Below are 20,758 nucleotides of genomic sequence, written 5' to 3'. Positions count from 1 at the left end.
CCGCCCGGCCCGGGGGGAACAGAGGAACCAGCGCAGATGCGCCGCGTTGGCTTGGTCAATGGAGGAGGAATCCATGGCTGAGACATTCAACCCCGCACCGCACGACAAGCACGCCGACGATCTTCGCGAAGCGCTCGCGGCCGATGGCCATGCCAGGCTCGATGCCGGGCTCGAGGACAGCTTTCCCGCGTCCGATCCGGTCAGTGCCGCCCAGCCGACACCGTCGAAGGCCGATGCGGATGCCGACAACCCGTCGCTGTGGGAGAAGGTTAAGGCGATCTTCAGCTAAGGCTCAGGGCTCGCCGGTTTCCGACAGGTTCGATAACGCATTGTTAGCGATCCGCCGAGGCTACTGTCCGTAGGAGTACGGGAACCCCCGCATATGCCGGCGAATGTCGGCAAGCGTTTCAGGGTTCAATAACAGAAGCGGCAGAAGTTCCCCCGATCGGAGAATTTTGCCGCATGAACGTCGCCTCACAGAGAGCCGGATGGAGCCGCCTGCCGCTGCGCGCGGCGGCGTTCGTCGTGCTCGCCTGCGTGGCAATCCTCGGCATCAGCGGCTGGAGTGAATGGTCGGCACGCCAGACCGTGCTGAGAGGCGCCGAGACCGAGATGGCGAACGTCGCCCGTTCGCTGACGCAGCATGCCGAGGACAGCCTCGATCTGCTGGATTCCGGCGTCGTCGGCGTCGTCAGCCGGCTGGAGATGGACGGCGCCGATCCCACCACGATCGCCAAGCTGAAGAACCTGCTGGAGGCGCGCAAGAAGGCGATGGAGCGCGTCCACAGCCTCGCCATCATCGACGATCAGGGCAACTGGCTGACCGCGCCCGGCACCATCGCCTCGACGCTCAGTGACGATGCGTTCTTCCGTTACCACCAGCTCTCGCCGAAGCGCGAGGCCTTTGTCGGCCACCCCGTGAAGAGCCTGTTGGACGGCGAATGGGTCGTCACCCTGTCGCGCCGCTTCAACAAGCCGGACGGCAGCTTTGGCGGCGTGGTGCTCGCGGCGATCGGCTCGAAATATCTCTCGCATTTCTACGAGCAGTTCGAGATCGGCCGTAACAGCTCGGTGACGCTGATGTACGGCGACGGCCTGATCATCGCGCGCAACCCGAGCAACGAGAAATTCGTCGGCCGCAGCGTCGCCGACACGCCGCTGTTCCGCGACCCCAGCCTGCAGCGGCCGAGCGGCGCCTATCATTTCAAGTCGCCGCTGGACGGCGCTGAGCGCGTCAGCTTCTTCAAGCGCTCCGGCCACTATCCGCTCGTCCTGCTCGCCACCGTGGACAAGGAAGAGCTGCTCGCGCCGTGGCGCGCCGCCGCGATCTCCCGCATGCTCTACGTGCTCGCGCTGGTGATGCTGATCGCGATCATCGGCGCGGTGCTGGTGCGGCAGTTGCAGCGCGGCCAGCGCATGGCCGCCGCCCTGGTCGAGAAGGAGGCGCATTTCCGCCTGCTCGCGGAAGGCTCCAGCGACATGGTCACCCGCATCGGGCTGGACGAGCGGCTGCGCTACGTCTCGCCGTCGTCGAACCGCGTGGTCGGCTGGCGCGCCAACCAGCTGATCGGCACGAACGCGCTCGCCGGCATCCATCCTGAGGACGTGTCGCAGGTCCAGGCCATCGTCGATGCCATGAAGCGTGGCGAGAAGGACGAAGCCCGCGTGACCTATCGCAACACGCACCGGCAGAATGGCGAGGTCTGGCTCGAATCGACCATGCGGGTGACGCGCAAGGACAATGGCAGCGTCGACGGCGTGGTCGCGATCTCGCGCGACATCACCGAGCAGAAGCAGCTGGAGACCAGGCTCGAGACGCTCGCGATCGAGGACAGCCTGACCACGCTTGCCAACCGCCGCCGCTTCGACGAGCGGCTGAACGAGGAATGGGCGCGCGCCTATCGCGATCGCTCCAGCCTCGGCCTGTTGATGATCGACGTCGATCACTTCAAGGCCTACAACGACGAATACGGCCATCCCGCCGGCGACGCCTGCCTGCGCGTGGTCGCCAAGATCATCGCGGCCGAGATGCAGCGTGTCGGCGACCTCGCGGCCCGCTACGGCGGCGAGGAATTCGCCATGCTGCTGCCGAACACCGATGCCGCCGGCTGCGCCCGGATCGGCGAGCGGATCCGCAGCGCCATCCACGATGCAGGTCTCGTTCATGCTTCCAGTCCGGCGGCGGCCTGTGTCACCGTCTCGATCGGCGGCGCGGCCTGCCGGCCGACCTTCGAGCGCACGGCGGGCGCAGGATCGCTGGTGGAGGCCGCCGACCGTGCACTCTACGCCGCGAAGGACGCCGGCCGTGACCGCCTGATGATGTCGGGCGAGGTCACGACCCTGCTGGCCAGGGCGTCCGGGCAGTAATCCCGCTCAATAATGTGGCGGGCGTTCGTTGGCGTGGCCCGGCGCGTTCGCCTCGGCCTCCTGAAGCCGTTCGTTCAGCCGCGCGAGCTGCCGCGTCAGCACGTCGATCTGCTTCCACTGCGCAGTGATGGTCTGGTTCAGCGTCTCGATGGTGTCGTCCTGATAGGCGAGGCGCGTCTCCAGCGTGTCGATGCGTTCGATCAGCGTCTTGATCTCATTCGTCACGTGCGGCGTCCAATTCTTGTTGACGTAGGGCCCGTTCGCGCAAGCCATGCCCGAGCGCGACGCGCTCGTCGAACACAAAGCATTCGCCGCGCCAGCGGCTCTGCGCCTTCGGCACCTCTTCCAGATATTTCAAGATGCCACCCTTGAGGTGATAGACCTCGGCAAAGCCGCGCGCGAGCAGATGCGCGCTCGCCTTCTCGCAGCGGATGCCGCCGGTGCAGAACATCGCGATCTTGCGGTGCTTCGCCGGATCGAGCTTCTCGGCGGCAAAATCCTTGAACTGGCCGAAGCTCTTGATGGCGGGATCGACCGCGCCCTCGAACGTGCCCATCGCGACCTCGAAGGCGTTGCGGGTGTCGAGCACCAGCGTGTCGGGCGCCGAGATCAGTGCATTCCATTCGGCGGCCTCGACATAGGTGCCGACCTGCCGCGTCGGATCGGCGGCAGCGTCGCCAAGCGAGACGATCTCCTTTTTCAGCCGCACCTTGAGCCGGCCGAATGGCATCGCCTCGGCGGTCGAGAACTTCAATTCGAGATTGTTCAGCCTGCCGCCGAACAGGCCGGCCTGGGCGAGCTCATGGGCGAAGGCGTCGATCGCCTCCGGTGCGCCGGCAATCGTGCCGTTGATGCCTTCCGCGGCCAGCAGCACGCTGCCCTTCAGCGAAAGGCCGGCGCAGAATGCCCGTAGCGGCTCGCGCAGCTCGCGGTAATCGGGCAGGGCGGCGAATTGGTAGAAGGCGCAAACCTTGTAAGTCATGCCGGCTCGTTTAGCAGGCGGCCGGCGCCCAGAAAACCCGCAGAGGCGAAGGTTAATGACCGTCTATACCCTCAGCGGATGGCAGCCATTTCTCTGGTATGCCAGGATTGCCCGGACCGGCCGGAATGTGTCATGTAGGCCCGGTTTTTCCGAGACGGCGCCCACGGCCCAAGAGGGCTTCAAGAGAGCAGAATTCGATGCGAAACTTCCACTTCCCCGGCAGGTCCACGGTCCACGCCACCAACGCGATGGTCGCGACCTCGCATCCGCAGGCCTCGCTGGCCGCGATCGAGGTGCTGCGCGAGGGCGGCACGGCGGTGGACGCGGCGGTCGCGGGCTCTGCCGTGCTCAGCGTGATCGAGCCGCAATCGACCGGCATCGGCGGCGACTGCTTTGCGCTGATCCAGCCGCGCGGCGAAGGCAAGATCACAGCCTATAACGGCTCCGGCCGGGCGCCCAAGGCCGCCAACGCCGACTGGTATCTCGAACGCAAGATCAATTCCGTGCCGCTGACCTCGGCGCATGCGGTCTCGATCCCCGGTGTGATCGACGCCTTTGCGACCGTTCTGCGCGATCACGGCAAGTTCGGCTTCGACCGGCTGCTCCAGCCCGCGATCAAGGCGGCCGAGGAGGGCTATGTCGTCGCGCCCCGCATCGCGTTCGACTGGAAGAACCAGTTCGAGAAGCTGAAGAGCGGCACCAACACCGTGCGCTACCTGCTGCCGGGCGGCAAGCCGCCGGTCGCCGGTGACGTCATCCGCCAGCCCGAGCTCGGCAAGACGCTGCGCGTGATCGCCAAGGACGGCCGTGACGCATTCTACAAGGGCGCGGTCGCGGAAGACATGGTCGAGACCCTGCGCGGCATCGGCGGACTGCACACGCTCGACGACTTCGCCGCACACACCACCGAAACGACGACGCCGATCGGCACCATGTACAAGGGCTACGACGTCTGGCAGTGCCCGCCGAACGGCCCGGGCGTGACTGCGCTGTTGATGCTTAACATCCTGTCGCGCTTCGACCTGACCAAATACGCGCCCGTCAGCGTCGAGCGCTTCCATCTCGAGGCGGAGGCAGCGCGCATCGCCTATATGAATCGCGAGATGCATGTGGCCGATCCCGCTCACATGAAGATCAACGTCGCCGAGATGCTCGCGAAGGGCTTTGCCGACCAGTATATCAGCAAGATCCGCATGGACGGCATGCTCGACCTGCCCAACGTCGCGCCGCCGATGAATCCCTCGACCATCTACATCACGGTGGTCGACAAGGACCGTAATGTCTGCTCGTTCATCAATTCGGTCGCGCATTCCTTCGGCTCGGCAATCGTGTCGAACAAGACCGGTGTGCTGTTCCAGAACCGCGCCGGCGGCTTCCGCATTCAGCCGGGTCATCCCAATTGCATCGAGGGTGGCAAGCGTCCGCTCCACACGATCATGCCGGGCCTGCTCACCAAGGGCGGCCGCTCGACGATGTCGTTTGCGGTGATGGGTGGCCAGTACCAGCCGACCGGCCAGACCCATCTCCTCACCAACGTCCTCGACTATGGCTGCGACGTGCAGGAGGCGATCGACATGCCGCGCGGCCTGCACTACGAGGGCCAGTATCAGCTCGAGGACAGCGTCCCGGCCGAGATTGTCGAGGGCCTGAAGAAGCTCGGCCACAAGACCACCAACGTGGTCGGCCCGCTCGGCGGTGCCCAGGCGATCTGGATCGATTGGGACAAGGGTACGCTCACCGGGGGTTCTGATCCGCGCAAGGACGGCTGCGCGCTCGGCTACTGAGCGAGGCGCCAGATCTGCAAACGTTACGGCTGGAAACGTTATCCTTGTTGCGCTAGACACCTCCCGCCTCAAACGGAAGGTGTCTAATGCGTTTTCAGCGCGCACTCCTCGCCATCACGTCGGCCCTCGCGATCACCGCGATCGGCGGCGTGCCCGGCTTCGTTTCCACCACGGCCTCGGCCCAGACCGCAGGAAAGACCATGACCACAGCTACAGGCTTGCAAGTAATCGACAGCGTCGTCGGCACCGGTGCCTCGCCCAAGGCAGGCCAGATCTGCGTGATGCACTACACCGGTTGGCTCTACGAGAACGGCCAGAAGGGCAAGAAATTCGACTCGTCGGTTGATCGCAACGAGCCGTTCGAGTTTCCGATCGGCAAGGGCCGCGTCATCGCCGGCTGGGACGAAGGCGTTGCCTCGATGAAGGTTGGCGGCAAGCGCACGCTGATCATCCCGCCGCAGCTCGGCTACGGCGCGCGCGGCGCCGGCGGCGTGATCCCGCCGAACGCGACGCTGATGTTCGACGTCGAATTGCTCGCGGTGAAATAAACGCACGAACAAAAAGACCGGCCGAAAGGCCGGTCTTTTCGATTCTCACGGTACGCGCTACTCCGCCGCGCGACGTGCGGCCGCAGCAGCGCGATCGATCGCTTCCTTCGCGGTGTCCTTGGCGTCGCCCATGGCCTTCTGGCCCTTGCCCTTCACCTCCTGGACCGCGCCTTCGCCCTGCAAGCGCTCGGAACCGGTGGCTTCACCGATGCCCTGTTTGGCCTTGCCGATCGCTTCGTTGGCGGTGCCCTTGATCTTGTCGCTCGTGCTACCCATGAAACTCTCCTTCCAGTTTGCTCGCCGGGACAACATTTGACGTCTACGAGAGTTCCTATTTTGGTATGGCTTGACGTCGCGGCTTTGGTTAGTTTCGCCCGCACGGAACCAATAGAAAGAAAATCCCATGACCGGCCATGACCATTCGCATTCCCACCATGACCACGATCCTGACGATCGCTGGAAACATGACGGCGTGCGCGTCATTCCCGGTAACCAGCTTGACAAGAACGTGCCGTCGACGGCCGGCATGGACCGCGCAGCCGCGATCAATTTCGCCCGCGTCGGTGCGCAGAAATTGTGGGCGGGCACGGTCAGCATCAAGCCCGACGCCAAGACCGGCGCGCATCACCATGGTCATCTCGAAAGCGTCATCTATGTGGTGAAAGGCAAGGCGCGGATGCGCTGGGGCGAGAGCCTGCAATTCACCGCCGAGGCCGGCCCCGGCGATTTCATCTTCGTGCCGCCTTACGTGCCACACCAGGAAATCAACGCCAGCCGCGACGAGGTGCTGGAATGCGTGCTGGTGCGCAGCGATGGCGAGGCGGTTGCGATCAACCTCGACATCGAGCCGGTCGAGAAGCCCGAGACCGTGCTGTGGATCGATCCCGTGCACCGGGACCCGAACGAGAAGAAGTAAGACCTGACGAGGGGGCCTGCGGCAGAACTACGCAGGCCCGGGTCAAAAAATTTGGAAGCCGTGTCGGATGGCCGCCGGGCGATCCGTCCTTGGGCGGAACCCCTCCCAAGGAGCTTCCGATGCCCAGGATGATTTTCGTCAATCTGCCGGTGACCGACCTCAAGCGCGCCACGGCCTTTTATGAGGCGGTTGGCGCGGTCAGGAACCCGCAATTCAGCGACGATACGGCGAGCTGCATGGTCTTCTCCGAGACCATTTTCGCCATGCTGTTGACCCACGACAAATTCCGCCAGTTCACGCCTAAGCCCATCGCGGATGCCAAGACCTCGAACCAGGTACTGCTCTGTCTGTCCGCCAACAGCCGCGACGAGGTCGACGACATCGTCGGCAAAGCCGAAGCAGCGGGCGGGATAGCCGATCCCAGTCCGAAAGACGAATACAGCTTCATGTACGGCCGCAGCTTCGAGGATCCTGATGGTCATATGTGGGGTGTGAACTGGATGGACCTCGCGGCGGCCCCGACGCAGCCCGCCATGGCGAACGCCTGATCGAAACCACTACGAAAAGCCAAGGAGGAGCATTCACAATGTCCAAGGTCGTGCCCTGCATGTGGTTCAACGGCGACGCCGAGGAAGCCGCAAAATTCTACGTCTCGCTAGTGCCGGATTCAGAGATCACGCACGTCCAGCACAACGTCTCGGACGGTCCGTCCGGCAAGGAGGGCTCCGTGGTGGTCGTCGAGTTCACGGTGGCCGGGCAGCCCCTGGTCGCGCTCAATGGCGGGATGAAGGTGGACTACACCCACGCGTTCTCGCTGATGATTCATTGCGACGATCAGGCCCAGGTCGACAGCGTGTGGAGTGCAATTCTCGCCCATGGCGGCAAGGAGCAGCAATGCGGCTGGATCTACGACCGTTACGGCGTGTCCTGGCAGGTGGTTCCGAAGGTGATGTTCGACTTCCTGACCAGCCCCGACAAGGCCGCGGCCGCGCGCGCGATGCAGGCCATGATGAAGATGGTGAAGCTGGACGTGGACGTCTTGCGGCGCGCGTTCGAGGGCAGGTCGGCGGCGTGACGCGAGATGCCGTAGGGTGGGCAAAGGCGCGCTTGCGCCGTGCCCACCATCCGTCCCCGGCCGAGAGAGAAGGTGGGCACGCTTCCGCTTTGCCCACCCTACGAGACCGTGCGAGGATCTCAGTAGTTGATCCTCAGCCCCACGCCGCCATGGATGGTGTTGCCCACCGGCTGCGGGCCGAGCGTGCCGTTGGCGAAGAGGTCCACGATCCAGCCCTTCTGCACGCGAAAACCGAGACGGCCGCCATATTCGAACCAGCCCTGGTTGCCCATGGTCGGCACCACCGTGCCGTCGCCGGTTACGGTGGCGACGATGCCGCTGTGGCTGGCGAATGACTGCACCCAGCCGCCATTGATGTCGGCTTCGATGTTGCCGGCGTAGAGATGGGTCCATTGGCCGCCGATCTTGACCAGGCTGGTGCGGTCAGTGCCAGTCGCGATGGTGGCGTCGAACGGATTGAATGCCACCGCACTATCCGCGTAGCCGGAGACGCGCTGCCAGAGCTGCCAGACCTCGACGGAGGCCGCGACCTCGTCGCGCGGTGACAGGCGGCTCATCCACCCGGCACGGCCATAGACCGCATAGTTCGACGCGTCGGTCGAGCTCGTCACGCTCACCGGTCCAAGGCTGGTGTTGTAGCTGCGCGTATAGCGCGCCTTTTCCCAGGGCGTCAGGATCGTGCCGACGTCGAAGAACGGACGCGACGAGCCCCAGTCGGTGAAGTCATATCGCAGCGCGAAGGCGCCGATCGGCGCGCTGGTGATGTGGTAGCCGCCCTCGCTGTATTGCGTGTAGGCGATGCCCGCGAGCAGCGACAGATTGTTGGTGAGCTGCTTGCGGCCGTGGATACCGGCCGAGAACGAGCCGGCCGAGCCGAACGCGCTGATGCAGTCGCTGCAATTGACCTGCTCGTTGACGCCGAGCAGCACCGTGCCGAGCACCCGGTTGGTGATCATCTGGTTGAAGCGCTGATTGGCGAGGCCGCCGACCGAGTTGCTGCTGGAATCCGAGCCGGTCGGCGTCGGGCTTGACGACGGATATGGGCTTGGCGATGGATCGGGGTTTGGCGACGGCGACGGACTCGGCGTTGGCGACGGCGAATAGGTCGGCGACGGAGAGGGCGTCGGCTCGCCGCATTCGGACTCGCAAGTGGTCTGGGCTGCGGCCGGGCGCGCATCGAGCGCAAACAGTGCGAGCGCAGCGGCAGCGCCGAGCGCACAGGCCAGGACCAGGCGTCTGAGATCGAGCTTCACCGTCATCAGCGCCCGCACAGCATGCCGTCGTCATGGACGGCGGGCGTGATGGTCGGCGAAGCGTCGGCATATTGGTTGATGGAGCATAGCCCGGCATTGGCGGTGCAGGTCGCAGCAAAGGTCCAGGGTGGCGCGCTGGTCTTGGTGATCGTGACCTTGCCGACGGTCGAAGTGATGATCGCGGTGTCGCCGGGCTGGGTCAGCTGAATGCACTGGAAGTTCAGCGTGCAGACGCTGGCCGCGCCCTCCTGAAGCACAACGACGGAGCGGCCGCGCTGGGAGAGGATGTCGAGGATCGTGCCGCGCACGCCGATGGTCGCGAGCGGCGTCGTGATCCTGTAAGCGGTCTTCTCCGAATGCCCGGTGACGAAGCGGAATGCGCCGGTGGCCAGGCGGATGGCGACGTCGCGATAGCTGTGCTCGTCGTTGAAGACGGTGCGGTCGAGCTTCAGCGTCGCGCTCGGCCCAAGCGACAGATTGGTGCTGTCGGCCATGACGAAGCGCGCTGCGCTGTCGGCGCCGGTGCGCACGGTCTCGTCGCGCAGCATGCTGTCGCCGACATTGATCGGCGTCGTGGTCGCAGCCACGCGCACGACCTCATTCTGGACAAGGACGGCTTCGCCGACGCGCGTTTGCGCTTGAGCACCAGACGCTGCGCACAATGCTGCCGACAACAGGGTGGGGAAAAGCAGAAAACGCAAATTCATTTCGCAACCGATCGATGTGTCCCTGATCGTACCGGATCGCGCGCGCTTCTGATGTGGCGTAATTATCACAAGCGGCGGGACCTGCGTCATGCTTAGTGACAGTTGCGGCGGAATGCGTTCAATGATGAGTGCGATCTTTCTTTTTCTCCGCGGTGACGCAGATTTGCCACGCAAGATAGCCCCACAGCATCCACTCGAATTATCCGCAGTTCCGAAGATGTCGCGGAGCGCAGTGATCGCCGTCGCGATTTTCCTGATCGCGCATCTCGCGCTGCTGATCGGCCTGACCGCGCCGGAGAAGTTCGTCTTCGATGAAGTGCACTATGTGCCGGCCGCGCGGCAGATGCTGGGATTCACGCCATCACAACCGATGCTCAATCCGATGCATCCACCGCTGGCGAAGGAGCTGATCGCGACATCGATCGCTGCCTTCGGCGACACCGCGTTCGGCTGGCGCTATCCGTCGACATTGTTCGGCGCGCTCGCGATCGTCGCGATCTATCTCTGCGGACTCGCGCTGTTCTCCGCGCAGGGACCTGCAATCGCGGCCGCGCTGATCGCGGCCTTCAACCAGATGCTCTACGTGCAGTCGCGCATTGCGATGCTCGACATCTTTGCGCTCGGCCTCAGTCTGCTCGCGACCGCCGCCTTCATGCACGGCTTTCGGAGAGAACGGCCGCATGCGCTGTTCGCGATCGCGGGCGCGTTGTTTGGCCTTGCCGCAGCCTGCAAATGGAACGGCCTGTTCCCGCTCGGCGTCTGCATCGTCATCGTTGCAATTGTCCGCCTGATGCAGAGCTGGCGCACGCTGTTTGCGGATGCGAGGCCGGGCGACTGGTACCGGCCTGACCTCTGGCCCGATTTTCGACTGCACCATGTTGCGCTCTGCTTCCTGGTGCTGCCGGCGGTGACCTATCTTGCAGCCTTCGTTCCTCTTTACGGGTTCTCGCTTTCGGATCTGATCGAGGCGCAGCGCCGGATCTTGGCCGACAACACCACGACCGCGATCGCCGGCCACACCTATATGAGCTCGTGGCCGTCCTGGCCGTTGCTGGCGCGCCCGGTGTGGTTCCTGTTCGACAAGACCGCCGAAGACAACGTCGCCGCGATCGTCTTTCTCGGCAATCCGCTGGTGTTGTGGCCAGCGCTGCTCGCGCTTGTGGTCGTCTTGCGTGATTTCGTCGTCGCGCGGCGATGGGACGCGTTCCTGATCGCAGCGTTCTATCTGGGTCCCTGGCTCGCCTGGGCGCTGCTGCCGCGGACGCTCGGCTTCATCTATTACTATCTGCCGGCCGGAACCGCGGCGTCGCTTGCGCTCGTCTATGTGCTGCGAAGAGAGGGGCTGCCGCGCTGGCTGTTGTGGGCCTATGTCGGCGCCGCCGCGATCGGCTTTACGGTGATGCTGCCGATCTCGGCGGCCTTCATCGGCACCTCGATGCAGGCCTTCAACCGGCTGATGCTGTTTCAGAGCTGGATCTGACAACGGAAAGCCGCCTGCCGTTGCGGGCAGGCGGCTTGTCGGTTGCGGCGATCATTTGGACGCCGTCTTGGTCTCCATGTTCACGACCTGGACGCGACGGTTGATGGGGTCGGCGCCATTCGCGGTGTCCTTCAGCTTGGTCTTGCCATAGCCGACGGTGACGAGCTCGTTGCCGTTGAGGCCGTAGTTCTGCACCAGGTACTTCTTGATCGTATCGGCGCGACGTTCCGAGAGGCCCTGATTGTACTCATCGCCGCCAACCGCGTCGGTGTGGCCGGCGACCACAAAGGTCGAGCCCTTCAAGGACGGATCGGACAGCGCTTTGCCGAGCGCCTGCACCGACGACACCGAGGTCTTGGCGATGTCGGCCGAGTTGTAGTCGAACTGGATCTCCAGATCGATGTTCGGCTTGGTTGCGGCGAGCTCGGCGATCTGATCGCGCTCGTTCATCGAGAGCGAACGGGTCTGCCGGTTGCGCACGGTGTTCAGGAAGGCAGCTTCCTTGGCCTGCACCGTCGGATCGGTCTGCGGCCCGACGGACAGGCCGCGGGTCACGGTCTTCGGCTTCAAGGCATCCACGATCTGGCTCGACGTGATGTTGTTGTCGCCAGCGAAAGCCAGACCCGCCGTCAACGACAGAGCGGCCGTGAGCGTGATCGCCTTCAGTCCAAAAAACTTATTGAAATGGGTCATTGTCGTATCCTCGCTGTTTACGCCTGATGGCGATTTGATGCTGCGAGCATAGGCCAGGTTCAAATGCTCCGATGTGATGCTCGTCACGTTGGAAATTGCGGGTTTCCGAGCCCATTCTAGCGCATTTCGCGGGAATTCTGGGAGCTCGTTCCAAACCGGCCGGCCGGCACCCCTCCCGCGCGAATAGCAGGGGTCGTGCCCATTTTGGCGCCGGTTCGGACCGCCGCAATCCTTGCGTGATTTAGGTCACATCCCTCCTGAAAGGAAGCGATCAGAGTCCAGCCATCGATGGTTCTGGATCCGAGGAAAAAGACCATGCGCTTTCTGATCGCGGCAGCGGCCTTCGCGGCCCTCGTCTTCACCGGCAACGCGGCGCAAGCCGACAAGCGGGTCGCCTTCGTGGTCGGCAACGCCGCTTATACGAATGTCCCGCAGCTTCCCAATCCTGCGATCGACGCCAGGTCGATGGCGCAGGTGCTGCGCAATGTCGGCTTCGACGTGGTGGAGGGTGCGAACCTTACGCGCGACGCCATGACGGCGAAGCTGATCGAATTCGGCAAGAAGAGCGAAGGCGCCGACGTGGCGGTGTTCTTCTATGCCGGCCACGGCATCGCAGTAAACGGCACCAACTATCTGCTGCCGATCGATGCCGACCTCAAATCCGAGATGGACGTCAAGCTCGGCGCGGCGATCAATGTCGATGTCACGCTGGACCAGACCATGGCCGATGCCAAGGTGAAACTGGTGTTCCTCGATGCCTGCCGCGACAATCCCTTTGCCGCAAAGATCCGTTCCGCCAAGGCGACGCGCTCGGTCACGGTTGCAAGCGGACTTGCCGAGATGAAGTCCGGCGAAGGCACGCTTATCGCGTTTGCGACCGGACCGGGCCAGACCGCGCTCGATGGTGACGCCGGCACCAACAGCCCCTTTACCCGCGCGCTCGTCGCCAACATCGCTTCCCCCGGCGTCGAGATCCAGCAGGCCATGACCAAGGTCCGCGCCCAAGTCAATTACGAGACGAACAAGACGCAGTTGCCGTGGGGCCACACCAATCTCACCGGCGCGGTCTACCTCAATCCGACCGCGACGCCCGCAGCCGTTGCCGGCGCAGCGCCGGTGGTCGTGGCCCAGGCCAGCGACGTTGAGCTCGAGTACTGGCGCTCGGTCAAGGACAGCAACAAGGTCGAGGAGCTCAACGCTTACCTGACCAGCTATCCCAACGGCACCTTCAAGTCGCTGGCGCTGGCCCGCATCGCTGCGATCAAGGCCAATTCCTCCACGACCACGCGCAACGCCACCGCCGTCGATCGGCCGACCGTCACGAAGCCGGCCCGCTCCAGTGCGTCCAACGACTCCGACGATGAGCCGGTGCGTCGCCGCGCTTCCAGCGGCGGTAGCCGCCGCTCGTACGGCGGCGGAGGCGGTGGCGGTGGCGGCGGAGGTGGCGGCTTTGGTGACGGCTTGGGTGGCGCTATGTTGGGCCACATGGTGGGCGGCCTGTTCGGACGCTGATCTGGCTAACCACGATGCGCGAAGCGGTCCGATCCGGGCCGCTTTTGCATTGGAAACCTGCGCACACCGATCGTCGCAAAGCGGTCGCCGCATGGCCCGCTCGCGAACAAGAAATCGGCCAGATGCGCGCCTAGCAGAATTCTTCACCGCCAACCGACGAGGGGAGCCGAGTTCCGTCCAGTGCCGAGGCCAAGCGACTACCAGTCTTATCGCAGCGGCCCGCCGGATCGGACTGTGTTCCTCAGCGCCATGCCCGTCTATATCGGCGCGGCGATGATCGCGGTGGCGATCCTGCTCTCGACGCTGATCACGGGACTCTCGTCCCGTTATGTCGGTCTCGAAGGTCCGACTGACGAGAATATGTGGCTGGTCGATCGCCTCACCGGCAGCGTCTACCGCTGCCAGGCCGAGGGGCGCGGCAAGGCCTCCTGCGAGCCCGACATCGCCACCGGCAGCCTCAGCGAACGGCCCAGGGTGCCGAAGGACGGCCGCTGAGCTCGTCCACCTTCGCACCGCAGCAAGAAAATTGTCTTCTCCGCGAAACGTCAGCGCGAGAGAATACGTAATTGCGAAGGCCGGCATGACGCCGGTTTCGTTTTACTTGAGGAGACTTTTCGATGAAGACCTTGCTCACCGCCGCAGCCTTTGTCGCGTTAGCTCTGTCCGTTTCACCCGCATCCGCCGCGATGATGGCGTGCACCAGCGATAACATGATGAAATCGATGGCTATGATGACCGGCCCCGCCGACACGGCCGGCAAGACAGCCGCGAACAAGGAAATGGCCATGGCCAACACCGACATGAGCAATGGCAAGATGAAGAGCAGCTGCATGCACTATATGAAGGCGCAGAAGGCGATGATGATGAAGTAGGCCGCGGCCACTTCATCTGGCCGCGCTGTCAGCAGATGGCAGCGCGGCATTTTCTTTTGTGGGCCTGCGTCGGTGTGTTTTTCCCGGCGCGAATCTCGCTACATTCCCTCCCGCAATGTCCCGCGCGCCAAAGCCCCTTCCGCTCTCAACGTCACAGGCCCGGCAGATCTGGCTGCGTGCCCAGCGGCTGGACGTGCGCGCGCCGTTCGGGGAGGGCGCGGCTGCCGTGGCGGATGCGATCGCCCATCTCGGCTATGTGCAGATCGACACGATCAACGTGATTGAGCGCTGCCATCACCACATCCTGTTCAGTCGCATCCCGTCCTACCGCCGCGCCGATCTGCGCCAGGCCCAGAGCGTGGACAAGAGCGTGTTCGAATACTGGACGCATGCGCTGTCCTACGTTCCGTCGAACGATTTTCGCTTCTTCCTGCCGGCGATGCGCGAGCACCGCCGCGATGGGCACAAATGGTACGCATCGGTCACGCCAGCCGACACGCGCAAGGTGATGCGGCTCCTGCGCGCCGGCCCGCTGACGATCCGCGATATCGAGGATGACGTGCTTACCGAAAAGGAGCATTTGTGGCAGAGCCGAAAACCCTCGAAGCGGGCCTTGCAGCTCGCCTTCTATACCGGCGTCGCGACGGTGAGCGAGCGCCAGGGCATGCTCAAGACTTATGAGCTGATGACGCGGCATTTCGGCTGGGACAAGCTGCCGACGCCGGCTTCAGGGAAGGAGATCACGGCCTATCTGCTCGATCGTGCATTGCGGTCGCAAGGCCTGGTGAGCCTCGATTCGATCTGTCATCTCGACGCGCCGAGCAAGAAGGCAGTGGCAGCGCTCATCGCCGCACGCGTCCGCCGCGGCGAACTGGCCCCGGTCACTCTCGACGGCGCCGGTAAGCAGGAGCATTGGGCGCAGCCGGCGGCGCTCATGCCTGCCGAGGTGCCACCGGATCTGGTCCACATCCTCTCGCCGTTCGATCCCCTGATCATCCAGCGCAAGCGCACCAATCTCATCTTCGGCTACAACCATCTGTTCGAAGCCTATGTGCCGAAGGCCAAGCGCAAGCTCGGCTATTTCGCGCTCCCCGTGCTGGTCGGCGACGAGTTCGTCGCCGCGCTCGATCTCAAGACCGATCGGCAGGGCAAAAAGCTGTTGATGCAGAAATGGACCTGGATCGGCAGCGGCAAGAAGACGGCGGGGCGCAAGGAGCTGAAGCAGAAGATCGAGGACGAGCTCGATCGCTTCGAGCGGTTTCAATTGGCGGAGTAAGCGACCCAGCTCGTCTCAACGCCCGGACAGCCTGTGCGCATACCGGTCCAGCACCTCGTCGGCCGAATAGCCGGAGCGCCGCGCGAACTCCTCCCGCAAGCCTAGCTGCGCGGAGGCCCGTAGTCGCTCTGTCGTGGCCGTGGTCATCAGGGGATTGAAGCCCAGTTCCCGCAGGCCCGCCGCCACGCCGTCCATTTCCACGGCGCGGCGCTCGGCATGCAGCACGTCGGAGCGGACGCACATGTCCAGGAACTTGCTGAACGTGGTGGCATCCATCGACGCGCAAAGCCCGCGCAGCGTTTCCTCGCGCACGCCCGCGAGCGTTGCAGCAGTCAGCGCCTCGATCAGCAGCGCCTCCATGCCCTTCGTCACCACGCTCCGCAGCATCTTCACGGCGGCAGCCGTTCCGGCTTCGGGACCGGCCACTTCGATGCGAAAGCCGAGTGGCTCGAAAACCTCCGCGAAGCGTGCGGCGCCGCTGCCGGACGCATAGAGCGGGACTGCTGCGCCGTAGAGGTCGACAGAGCCCATCAGGTTCGCATCCGCGAACACGCCGCCGCGCGCCTCCACGGCTTCGGCGACACGTTTTTTCGTGCGCGGGGTCGCCGCGTTGATGTCCACCACGAGAGAGCCCGGACGCACGATCCTGGAGATGGCCTCGCCTGTCTCGGCCGCGACGGCGACGACCACGGCGGAAAAGATCACGTCCGCCTCCGACAGATCCTCGAGCCGTCCGACCAGCGTGACGCCGCAACCGGCGGCCAGCGCTCGAAAGGCCTCGGAGTAGGGCGGCATGTTGATCTTGCCCTGACAGAACGCGACCATTGGCGTACCGATCCGGGCCGTCAGATGCGTCGCAAAGCATCGTGCGGCTTCGCCAAATCCAACAAAGGCGATCTTGGGCTGCGGCATGGATGAGGTCTCCTCGCGCGGCGTTTCACCGCCGAGGGCCATTGTGCCGGGTTCTGGCGTGGTGTCAATGAACCGGTTCATTTTGGCTTCAGCTTTTGAAGGTAGCTAGGATGCGGACTGACCAAATATGCGGCAAATGTAAACGCACAAGCTTGCCTGGATTGATGAACCGGTTCATAAAATGGCATGCCGTTACACGCCCGTCGATCGCAAACCGTGAAAGTCAGAGACGTCGCCCGGGAGGCTGGCGTCGCGGTCGGCACCGTATCCCGCGTGCTCAACGATCATCCGACGGTGACGCCCGAGCTGCGCGAGCGCGTCGAACGGGCCATGGCGCATCTTGGCTATGAGCTCGATGTCACGGCCCAGAGCATGCGTGCGGGACGGTCGCGGCTCGTCGCCTGCATCATTCGCGATTTCGACATCCCGCGCTTCGCGCTGTTCATCAAGGAGGCCGAAGCGGTCCTGCGCGAGGCCGGTTACACCCTGCTGCTGGCGAGCACGACCAATCGCCCCGACGTCGAGATCGCCCTGCTCCGCGCCTTCCGCAGGCGCCGGGTGGACGGCGTGATGATGACGTTGAGCGACGAGCAGCACCAGGACGTGCGCGGGGCATTGTCGGAGGCGGCGATGCCGGTCCTGCTCATCGACCGCGATCGCATCGAGGCGCTCGATCGCGTCACGGCCGATCATCGCGAGGGCGCGCGCCTCGCAACGGGCCATCTGCTCGGTCTCGGACACCGGCGCATCGCCATGCTGGTCGGCGATACCAAGGCCTTTCCGTCCCGAAGCCGTGTGGAGGGATTTCGTGCGGCGTATGCGGCGGCCGGCATCGCGCCGGATCCACGGCTGCTGCGCGACGATGTGCTATCGAGCGAAGACGTCTATCGGGCCACGGCCTCGCTCATGAGCCTCGCCGATCCGCCGACGGCCCTCTTCGTCGCTGCGATGGACATGCTGGGCGGCTGCCTGCGCGCGTTACGGACGATGGGCCTTGCCGTCGGCGATCGGATTTCAGTGGTGGCCGGCAGCGACTCCGACCTCGCCGAATTGCACACGCCGCCGATTACGGCGATCGCGTGGGATCTGGCGGCGATGGGCCGCCATGCCGCGACCATGCTGTTGGAGCGGATGCGAGGCGACGAGATCGAGCGCGGTCGTGGTCTCACCGTGCCGACGGAGCTGATCATTCGCGGGTCGAGCCGGCCGTTTGCGAAGTGAGCCAAAGGCCAATCGCAATCCCGGCCGCATACGCCACCAAATTCCACAGCGAGAAGATGCGCCCCAGCAGCAGCGCGCCGGCGGTTGTCAGCCGGAACGCGTCCAGCCACGGCGCATGCACCAGCCGGGAGAACTCCACCACGATCGCAATCGCGGCCGCGATGGCGGCAATCTGCGTCCGAGTTAGCCGCGGCAGCAGAACCCCGACCAGCAAAAGCACCATCGTCGCCCACAACAACGAGCCGCCATACTTCACCACGAACGCGGGAAGGCCGAGCGGAAAACCGTACCAGCGCAGGGACAGGCCGCAGGCGATCACGACCAGCGCGAGGGCGGCGCGGAGCAGCGATGTCCGGAGCGGCGCAATCGATTTGTCTGGTTGCGCCCCGCGCATTGCTCGCTCCATTGACTCTTCGCCCGCGATGCTGAAAACCGCCCCTCAGCCCATAAAAGCAACAACCCAAGGGGGAAGCCATGAGCCAGACCACGACCTATGCCGGTTCCGCCGGCGCTGCCAGGTCGGAAATCGAGACCTCGACCATCCGCGCCATCTCCTGGCGCCTGATTCCGTTTCTTGTGCTGGCCTACTTCTTCTCCTATCTCGACCGCGTCAATCTCGGCTTCGCCGCGCTGACCATGAACGCGGAGCTGAAGTTCACGCCGCTGATCTTCTCCTGGGGCGCCGGCATCTTCTTCATTGGCTATTTCATCTTCGAGGTGCCGAGCAATCTGGCGCTGGAGAAGTTCGGCGCGAGCCGCTGGATTGCCCGCATCATGGTGACCTGGGGCATCATCTCGGCGCTGATGGCGCTGGTGAGCGGCACGACGAGCTTCTACGTCCTGCGCTTCCTGCTCGGCGTCGCCGAGGCCGGCTTCTTCCCAGGCATCATCCTCTATCTCACCTATTGGTATCCAGCCGAATATCGCGCCCGCTTCCTCGCGGCTTTCGCCGTCGCCGTGCCGATCTCGACCGTGATCGGCGCGCCGGTCTCGGGCCTGCTGCTCGGGCTCGACGGCGCGATGGGCCTCAAAGGCTGGCAGTGGCTGTTCATCCTCGAGGGCATCCCCTCGGTGCTGCTCGGCATCGTCACCTGGTTCTATCTCACTGACAAGCCGGAGAAGGCAGACTGGCTCTCGGCCGAGCAGAAGGCCTGGCTCAAGGGGCGGCTCGATTCCGAGATCGCCGCCAAGCAGGCCGTGAAGCATCTGACGCTCGGCGAAGCGCTGTCTTCACCGAAGGTGATCATGCTGAGCCTGATCTATTTCGGTTTCGTCGGCGCGCTCTACGGCATGCAGTTCTGGCTGCCGCAGATCGTGAAAGCCTTTGGTCTCAGCAATGCCCAGACCGGTTTCGTCACCGCGATCCCCTATGTGTTCGGCACCATTGCGATGATCCTGTGGGCCCGGCATTCCGACGCCACACGCGAGCGCGTGATGCATGTCGGCGCGCCCATGATCCTGATCGCGATTGCCCTCGCGATCTCCAGCTATCTCACCGATCCCGCCATGACGATGGTGGCGCTGACCTTCGCCGCAATCGGCGTGTTCTGTGTCTTCGGCGTGTTCTGGACCTTGCCGACCTCCTGGCTCTCCGGCACGGCCGCGGCCGGAGCCATCGCGCTGATCAACTCGATCGGCAATCTCGCGGGCTTCGGCGGACCGTATCTGATCGGCTGGGTCAAGGAAGCCACCGGTCAGACCTCGACGGGACTTCTGGTGCTTGCCGTGTTGCCCCTTATCGCCGGCATCCTGGTGTTCGTGGGTGGCCACGAGACCAAGCACGAGTTCGTCGAACAGGGGCGGTAGCTGCTCAGATGTCGCCCTGGCGAAAGCCAGGGCCCATATCCCGCGGCTCCTCTTGGGGCACGCGGGGAGACGTTCTCTCAAGATAATCGACTTCCGGGGTAATGGGCCCTGGCTTTCGCCAGGGCGATAGAGAGGGGTTACCACCCCTTAACGATCACGCTTTCCTGATGACTGACGATTATTGACTTTTATCAGTGATTAGTTGACATTCCTCTCATCGCAGCCGCAGGAGTGTCTTCCGATGTTCGTCCGGTCCGTTTTGTCGAGCTATTCCAGGCTCTTGGCAGGTGTGTCGCTGGCCCTGATGGCAGCCTCCCTGGCCGGATGCAACGATACCGTGGCGCAAAAAGCCGAGCCGCCGCGGCCGGTCCTGGTCGCGACCGCCCATTATGATGCCGAGACCCCGGAGCGCAGCTTCGTGGGTACGGTCAGGCCCCGGATCGAGAGTGACTTGGGGTTCCGAGTCGCGGGTAAAGTTGCGAAACGCCTGGTGGAAGTCGGCCAGACCGTCGAGATCGGCCAGCCACTCGCCACCCTCGATGAGGTCGATCTGAAACTCCAGGCTGAGCAGGCCGTCGCCGAGCAGACCGCCGCGACCGGTGTGCTGGCGCAGGCCGCCGCTGCCGAGCAGCGTGCCAAGGATCTGAAAGCCAAGGGCTGGACCACGGATGCGGCGATGGATTCGAGCCGCGCCGCCGCCGACGAGGCCCGCGCGCGCCTCGACCGCGCCGTCCGCTCGGTCGAGCTGACCAAGAACTCCCTTTCCTACGCGACGCTCAACGCCGACGCCCGTGGCGTCGTCACCGCAACGCTGATCGAGCCCGGCCAGGTCGTTGCCGCAGGCCAGACCTCGATCCGCGTCGCCCGCTTTGCCGAGAAGGAAGCGGTCGTCGCGATCCCTGAGACGCTGGTCGGACGTGCCAAGTCGGGCGCCGCCAGCGTCACTCTTTGGTCGGAGCCGGGCAAGAAATATACGGCCAAGCTGCGCGAGATCGCGCCCACAGCGGACTCCGCCACGCGCACCTATCTCGCAAAATTCTCGCTGCCCGAAGCCGACGACAAGGTCGCACTCGGCATGACCGCGACGCTGACGCTGTCGGATGCCGCAACCGAGCGCGTCGCGCGGCTGCCACTGTCGGCGCTGTTCAACGAAGGCGGCAAGCCGTCCTTCTACGTCGTCGACGACAATGGCGCGGTCGCGCTGAAGCCGGTCGTGGTGAAGTCTTACGAGAGCAACGACGTCGTCGTCACCAGCGGTGTCGAAGAGGGTGCCAAGATCGTCGCCCTCGGCGTGCAGAAGCTTGATCCGAGCCAGAAGGTTCGGATCGTGTCGTCACTGTCGTTCTGAGTGTTT

At 64.3% G+C, this 20,758-nt stretch carries 23 protein-coding genes; 15 read left to right on the top strand and 8 right to left on the bottom strand.

Annotated features, from left to right (window positions below; translation table 11 throughout):
• The first annotated feature begins 73 nt into the window (after window positions 1-73).
• Together IC761_RS27325 and IC761_RS27320 are read left to right on the top strand one after the other, a co-directional pair.
• Window positions 74-289: a hypothetical protein gene (locus tag IC761_RS27325; protein WP_195799783.1), complete on the top strand. Its 216-nt coding sequence runs from the start codon at window positions 74-76 to the stop codon at window positions 287-289.
• A 173-nt stretch (window positions 290-462) separates the two neighbouring features.
• Complete coding sequence (locus IC761_RS27320) at window positions 463-2,367, top strand: diguanylate cyclase (protein ID WP_195799782.1); 1,905 nt, start codon at window positions 463-465, stop codon at window positions 2,365-2,367.
• Window positions 2,368-2,373: 6 nt separating this feature from the next.
• Here the strand turns inward: IC761_RS27320 and IC761_RS27315 are convergent, their stop codons facing one another.
• Entirely contained in the window at window positions 2,374-2,592 is a 219-nt protein-coding gene (locus tag IC761_RS27315; RefSeq protein ID WP_246791328.1) for a SlyX family protein, read from the bottom strand.
• The gene (trhO, locus tag IC761_RS27310; protein ID WP_195799780.1) at window positions 2,582-3,349 is read right to left on the bottom strand and encodes an oxygen-dependent tRNA uridine(34) hydroxylase TrhO; all 768 of its coding nucleotides are present in this window, start codon (window positions 3,347-3,349) and stop codon (window positions 2,582-2,584) included. Before trhO ends, IC761_RS27315 begins: the two co-directional genes overlap by 11 nt.
• Before the next feature lie 197 nt (window positions 3,350-3,546).
• On the opposite strand from trhO, the gene ggt reads away from it, so the two are divergent.
• Together ggt and IC761_RS27300 are read left to right on the top strand one after the other, a co-directional pair.
• Window positions 3,547-5,133: a gamma-glutamyltransferase gene (gene ggt / locus IC761_RS27305; RefSeq protein ID WP_195799779.1), complete on the top strand. Its 1,587-nt coding sequence runs from the start codon at window positions 3,547-3,549 to the stop codon at window positions 5,131-5,133.
• Between the two features lie 86 nt (window positions 5,134-5,219).
• Window positions 5,220-5,681, top strand: a complete 462-nt coding sequence (locus IC761_RS27300) for an FKBP-type peptidyl-prolyl cis-trans isomerase (protein WP_195799778.1) — start codon at window positions 5,220-5,222, stop codon at window positions 5,679-5,681.
• A gap of 57 nt (window positions 5,682-5,738) precedes the next feature.
• On the opposite strand, the gene IC761_RS27295 is transcribed toward IC761_RS27300, so the two are convergent.
• Window positions 5,739-5,957 (bottom strand): CsbD family protein, encoded by a 219-nt coding sequence (locus IC761_RS27295; RefSeq protein ID WP_195799777.1) that lies wholly within the window; start codon window positions 5,955-5,957, stop codon window positions 5,739-5,741.
• A gap of 127 nt (window positions 5,958-6,084) precedes the next feature.
• Between IC761_RS27295 and IC761_RS27290 the strand changes: the two genes are divergently transcribed.
• The 3 genes from IC761_RS27290 (at window position 6,085) to IC761_RS27280 (ending at window position 7,672) form a co-directional block, all read left to right on the top strand.
• Complete coding sequence (locus IC761_RS27290; RefSeq protein WP_195799776.1) at window positions 6,085-6,597, top strand: cupin domain-containing protein; 513 nt, start codon at window positions 6,085-6,087, stop codon at window positions 6,595-6,597.
• 119 nt (window positions 6,598-6,716) lie between these two features.
• On the top strand, window positions 6,717-7,145 hold the full coding sequence (locus tag IC761_RS27285; protein ID WP_195799775.1) for a VOC family protein: 429 nt from the start codon (window positions 6,717-6,719) through the stop codon (window positions 7,143-7,145).
• 38 nt (window positions 7,146-7,183) lie between these two features.
• Complete coding sequence (locus IC761_RS27280) at window positions 7,184-7,672, top strand: VOC family protein (protein WP_195799774.1); 489 nt, start codon at window positions 7,184-7,186, stop codon at window positions 7,670-7,672.
• A gap of 119 nt (window positions 7,673-7,791) precedes the next feature.
• On the opposite strand, the gene IC761_RS27275 is transcribed toward IC761_RS27280, so the two are convergent.
• Window positions 7,792-8,931: a hypothetical protein gene (locus IC761_RS27275; RefSeq protein ID WP_195799773.1), complete on the bottom strand. Its 1,140-nt coding sequence runs from the start codon at window positions 8,929-8,931 to the stop codon at window positions 7,792-7,794.
• Window positions 8,931-9,632 carry a FecR family protein gene (locus IC761_RS27270; RefSeq protein ID WP_195799772.1) on the bottom strand — a complete coding sequence of 234 codons (702 nt, stop codon included), beginning with the start codon at window positions 9,630-9,632 and terminating at the stop codon, window positions 8,931-8,933. Before IC761_RS27270 ends, IC761_RS27275 begins: the two co-directional genes overlap by 1 nt.
• Window positions 9,633-9,849: 217 nt before the next feature.
• Here IC761_RS27270 and IC761_RS27265 point away from each other — a divergent pair, with 217 nt between their 5' ends.
• On the top strand, window positions 9,850-11,112 hold the full coding sequence (locus tag IC761_RS27265) for a phospholipid carrier-dependent glycosyltransferase (RefSeq protein ID WP_246791326.1): 1,263 nt from the start codon (window positions 9,850-9,852) through the stop codon (window positions 11,110-11,112).
• 51 nt (window positions 11,113-11,163) lie between these two features.
• Here IC761_RS27265 and IC761_RS27260 read toward each other — a convergent pair whose 3' ends face one another.
• Window positions 11,164-11,805, bottom strand: a complete 642-nt coding sequence (locus IC761_RS27260; protein ID WP_195799770.1) for an OmpA family protein — start codon at window positions 11,803-11,805, stop codon at window positions 11,164-11,166.
• Between the two features lie 315 nt (window positions 11,806-12,120).
• On the opposite strand from IC761_RS27260, the gene IC761_RS27255 reads away from it, so the two are divergent.
• From IC761_RS27255 to IC761_RS27240, 4 genes are all read left to right on the top strand, one after another.
• Window positions 12,121-13,317: a caspase family protein gene (locus IC761_RS27255; RefSeq protein WP_195799769.1), complete on the top strand. Its 1,197-nt coding sequence runs from the start codon at window positions 12,121-12,123 to the stop codon at window positions 13,315-13,317.
• 249 nt (window positions 13,318-13,566) lie between these two features.
• On the top strand, window positions 13,567-13,812 hold the full coding sequence (locus tag IC761_RS27250; protein ID WP_195804782.1) for a hypothetical protein: 246 nt from the start codon (window positions 13,567-13,569) through the stop codon (window positions 13,810-13,812).
• A 122-nt stretch (window positions 13,813-13,934) separates the two neighbouring features.
• Entirely contained in the window at window positions 13,935-14,189 is a 255-nt protein-coding gene (locus tag IC761_RS27245; protein WP_195799768.1) for a hypothetical protein, read from the top strand.
• Between the two features lie 115 nt (window positions 14,190-14,304).
• The gene (locus tag IC761_RS27240; RefSeq protein ID WP_195799767.1) at window positions 14,305-15,465 is read left to right on the top strand and encodes a winged helix-turn-helix domain-containing protein; all 1,161 of its coding nucleotides are present in this window, start codon (window positions 14,305-14,307) and stop codon (window positions 15,463-15,465) included.
• Between the two features lie 15 nt (window positions 15,466-15,480).
• Here the strand turns inward: IC761_RS27240 and IC761_RS27235 are convergent, their stop codons facing one another.
• Window positions 15,481-16,458 carry an NAD(P)-dependent oxidoreductase gene (locus IC761_RS27235; protein ID WP_246791325.1) on the bottom strand — a complete coding sequence of 326 codons (978 nt, stop codon included), beginning with the start codon at window positions 16,456-16,458 and terminating at the stop codon, window positions 15,481-15,483.
• Window positions 16,459-16,593: 135 nt separating this feature from the next.
• Between IC761_RS27235 and IC761_RS27230 the strand changes: the two genes are divergently transcribed.
• Window positions 16,594-17,598, top strand: coding sequence for a LacI family DNA-binding transcriptional regulator (locus IC761_RS27230; RefSeq protein WP_246791324.1), 1,005 nt, complete (start codon window positions 16,594-16,596; stop codon window positions 17,596-17,598).
• On the opposite strand, the gene IC761_RS27225 is transcribed toward IC761_RS27230, so the two are convergent.
• Entirely contained in the window at window positions 17,564-17,992 is a 429-nt protein-coding gene (locus tag IC761_RS27225) for a ribosomal maturation YjgA family protein (protein WP_195799765.1), read from the bottom strand. The two genes, IC761_RS27230 and IC761_RS27225, sit on opposite strands and share 35 nt — an antisense overlap.
• An 80-nt stretch (window positions 17,993-18,072) precedes the next feature.
• On the opposite strand from IC761_RS27225, the gene IC761_RS27220 reads away from it, so the two are divergent.
• Both IC761_RS27220 and IC761_RS27215 read left to right on the top strand, forming a co-directional pair.
• Complete coding sequence (locus IC761_RS27220) at window positions 18,073-19,404, top strand: MFS transporter (protein WP_195799764.1); 1,332 nt, start codon at window positions 18,073-18,075, stop codon at window positions 19,402-19,404.
• Window positions 19,405-19,645: 241 nt separating this feature from the next.
• Window positions 19,646-20,752 (top strand): efflux RND transporter periplasmic adaptor subunit, encoded by a 1,107-nt coding sequence (locus IC761_RS27215; protein ID WP_195799763.1) that lies wholly within the window; start codon window positions 19,646-19,648, stop codon window positions 20,750-20,752.
• Window positions 20,753-20,758: the final 6 nt, after the last annotated feature.

Source organism: Bradyrhizobium commune (assembly GCF_015624505.1).
Classification (GTDB): Bacteria; Pseudomonadota; Alphaproteobacteria; order Rhizobiales; family Xanthobacteraceae; genus Bradyrhizobium; species Bradyrhizobium commune.
Note: the sequence above shows the minus strand (reverse complement) of the source record. Positions and strands in the feature narration are given on the sequence as shown.

Bases quoted from the DNA above. Each gene is read 5' to 3' on its own strand.
- IC761_RS27325 (WP_195799783.1), top strand. From the start codon at position 74: ATGGCTGAGACATTCAACCCCGCACCGCACGACAAGCACGCCGACGAT.
- IC761_RS27320 (WP_195799782.1), top strand. From the start codon at position 463: ATGAACGTCGCCTCACAGAGAGCCGGATGGAGCCGCCTGCCGCTGCGC.
- trhO (WP_195799780.1), bottom strand. From the start codon at position 3,349: ATGACTTACAAGGTTTGCGCCTTCTACCAATTCGCCGCCCTGCCCGAT.
- ggt (WP_195799779.1), top strand. From the start codon at position 3,547: ATGCGAAACTTCCACTTCCCCGGCAGGTCCACGGTCCACGCCACCAAC.
- IC761_RS27300 (WP_195799778.1), top strand. From the start codon at position 5,220: ATGCGTTTTCAGCGCGCACTCCTCGCCATCACGTCGGCCCTCGCGATC.
- IC761_RS27295 (WP_195799777.1), bottom strand. From the start codon at position 5,957: ATGGGTAGCACGAGCGACAAGATCAAGGGCACCGCCAACGAAGCGATC.
- IC761_RS27290 (WP_195799776.1), top strand. From the start codon at position 6,085: ATGACCGGCCATGACCATTCGCATTCCCACCATGACCACGATCCTGAC.
- IC761_RS27285 (WP_195799775.1), top strand. From the start codon at position 6,717: ATGCCCAGGATGATTTTCGTCAATCTGCCGGTGACCGACCTCAAGCGC.
- IC761_RS27280 (WP_195799774.1), top strand. From the start codon at position 7,184: ATGTCCAAGGTCGTGCCCTGCATGTGGTTCAACGGCGACGCCGAGGAA.
- IC761_RS27275 (WP_195799773.1), bottom strand. From the start codon at position 8,931: ATGACGGTGAAGCTCGATCTCAGACGCCTGGTCCTGGCCTGTGCGCTC.
- IC761_RS27270 (WP_195799772.1), bottom strand. From the start codon at position 9,632: ATGAATTTGCGTTTTCTGCTTTTCCCCACCCTGTTGTCGGCAGCATTG.
- IC761_RS27265 (WP_246791326.1), top strand. From the start codon at position 9,850: ATGTCGCGGAGCGCAGTGATCGCCGTCGCGATTTTCCTGATCGCGCAT.
- IC761_RS27260 (WP_195799770.1), bottom strand. From the start codon at position 11,805: ATGACCCATTTCAATAAGTTTTTTGGACTGAAGGCGATCACGCTCACG.
- IC761_RS27255 (WP_195799769.1), top strand. From the start codon at position 12,121: ATGCGCTTTCTGATCGCGGCAGCGGCCTTCGCGGCCCTCGTCTTCACC.
- IC761_RS27250 (WP_195804782.1), top strand. From the start codon at position 13,567: ATGCCCGTCTATATCGGCGCGGCGATGATCGCGGTGGCGATCCTGCTC.
- IC761_RS27245 (WP_195799768.1), top strand. From the start codon at position 13,935: ATGAAGACCTTGCTCACCGCCGCAGCCTTTGTCGCGTTAGCTCTGTCC.
- IC761_RS27240 (WP_195799767.1), top strand. From the start codon at position 14,305: ATGTCCCGCGCGCCAAAGCCCCTTCCGCTCTCAACGTCACAGGCCCGG.
- IC761_RS27235 (WP_246791325.1), bottom strand. From the start codon at position 16,458: ATGAACCGGTTCATTGACACCACGCCAGAACCCGGCACAATGGCCCTC.
- IC761_RS27225 (WP_195799765.1), bottom strand. From the start codon at position 17,992: ATGCGCGGGGCGCAACCAGACAAATCGATTGCGCCGCTCCGGACATCG.
- IC761_RS27220 (WP_195799764.1), top strand. From the start codon at position 18,073: ATGAGCCAGACCACGACCTATGCCGGTTCCGCCGGCGCTGCCAGGTCG.
- IC761_RS27215 (WP_195799763.1), top strand. From the start codon at position 19,646: ATGTTCGTCCGGTCCGTTTTGTCGAGCTATTCCAGGCTCTTGGCAGGT.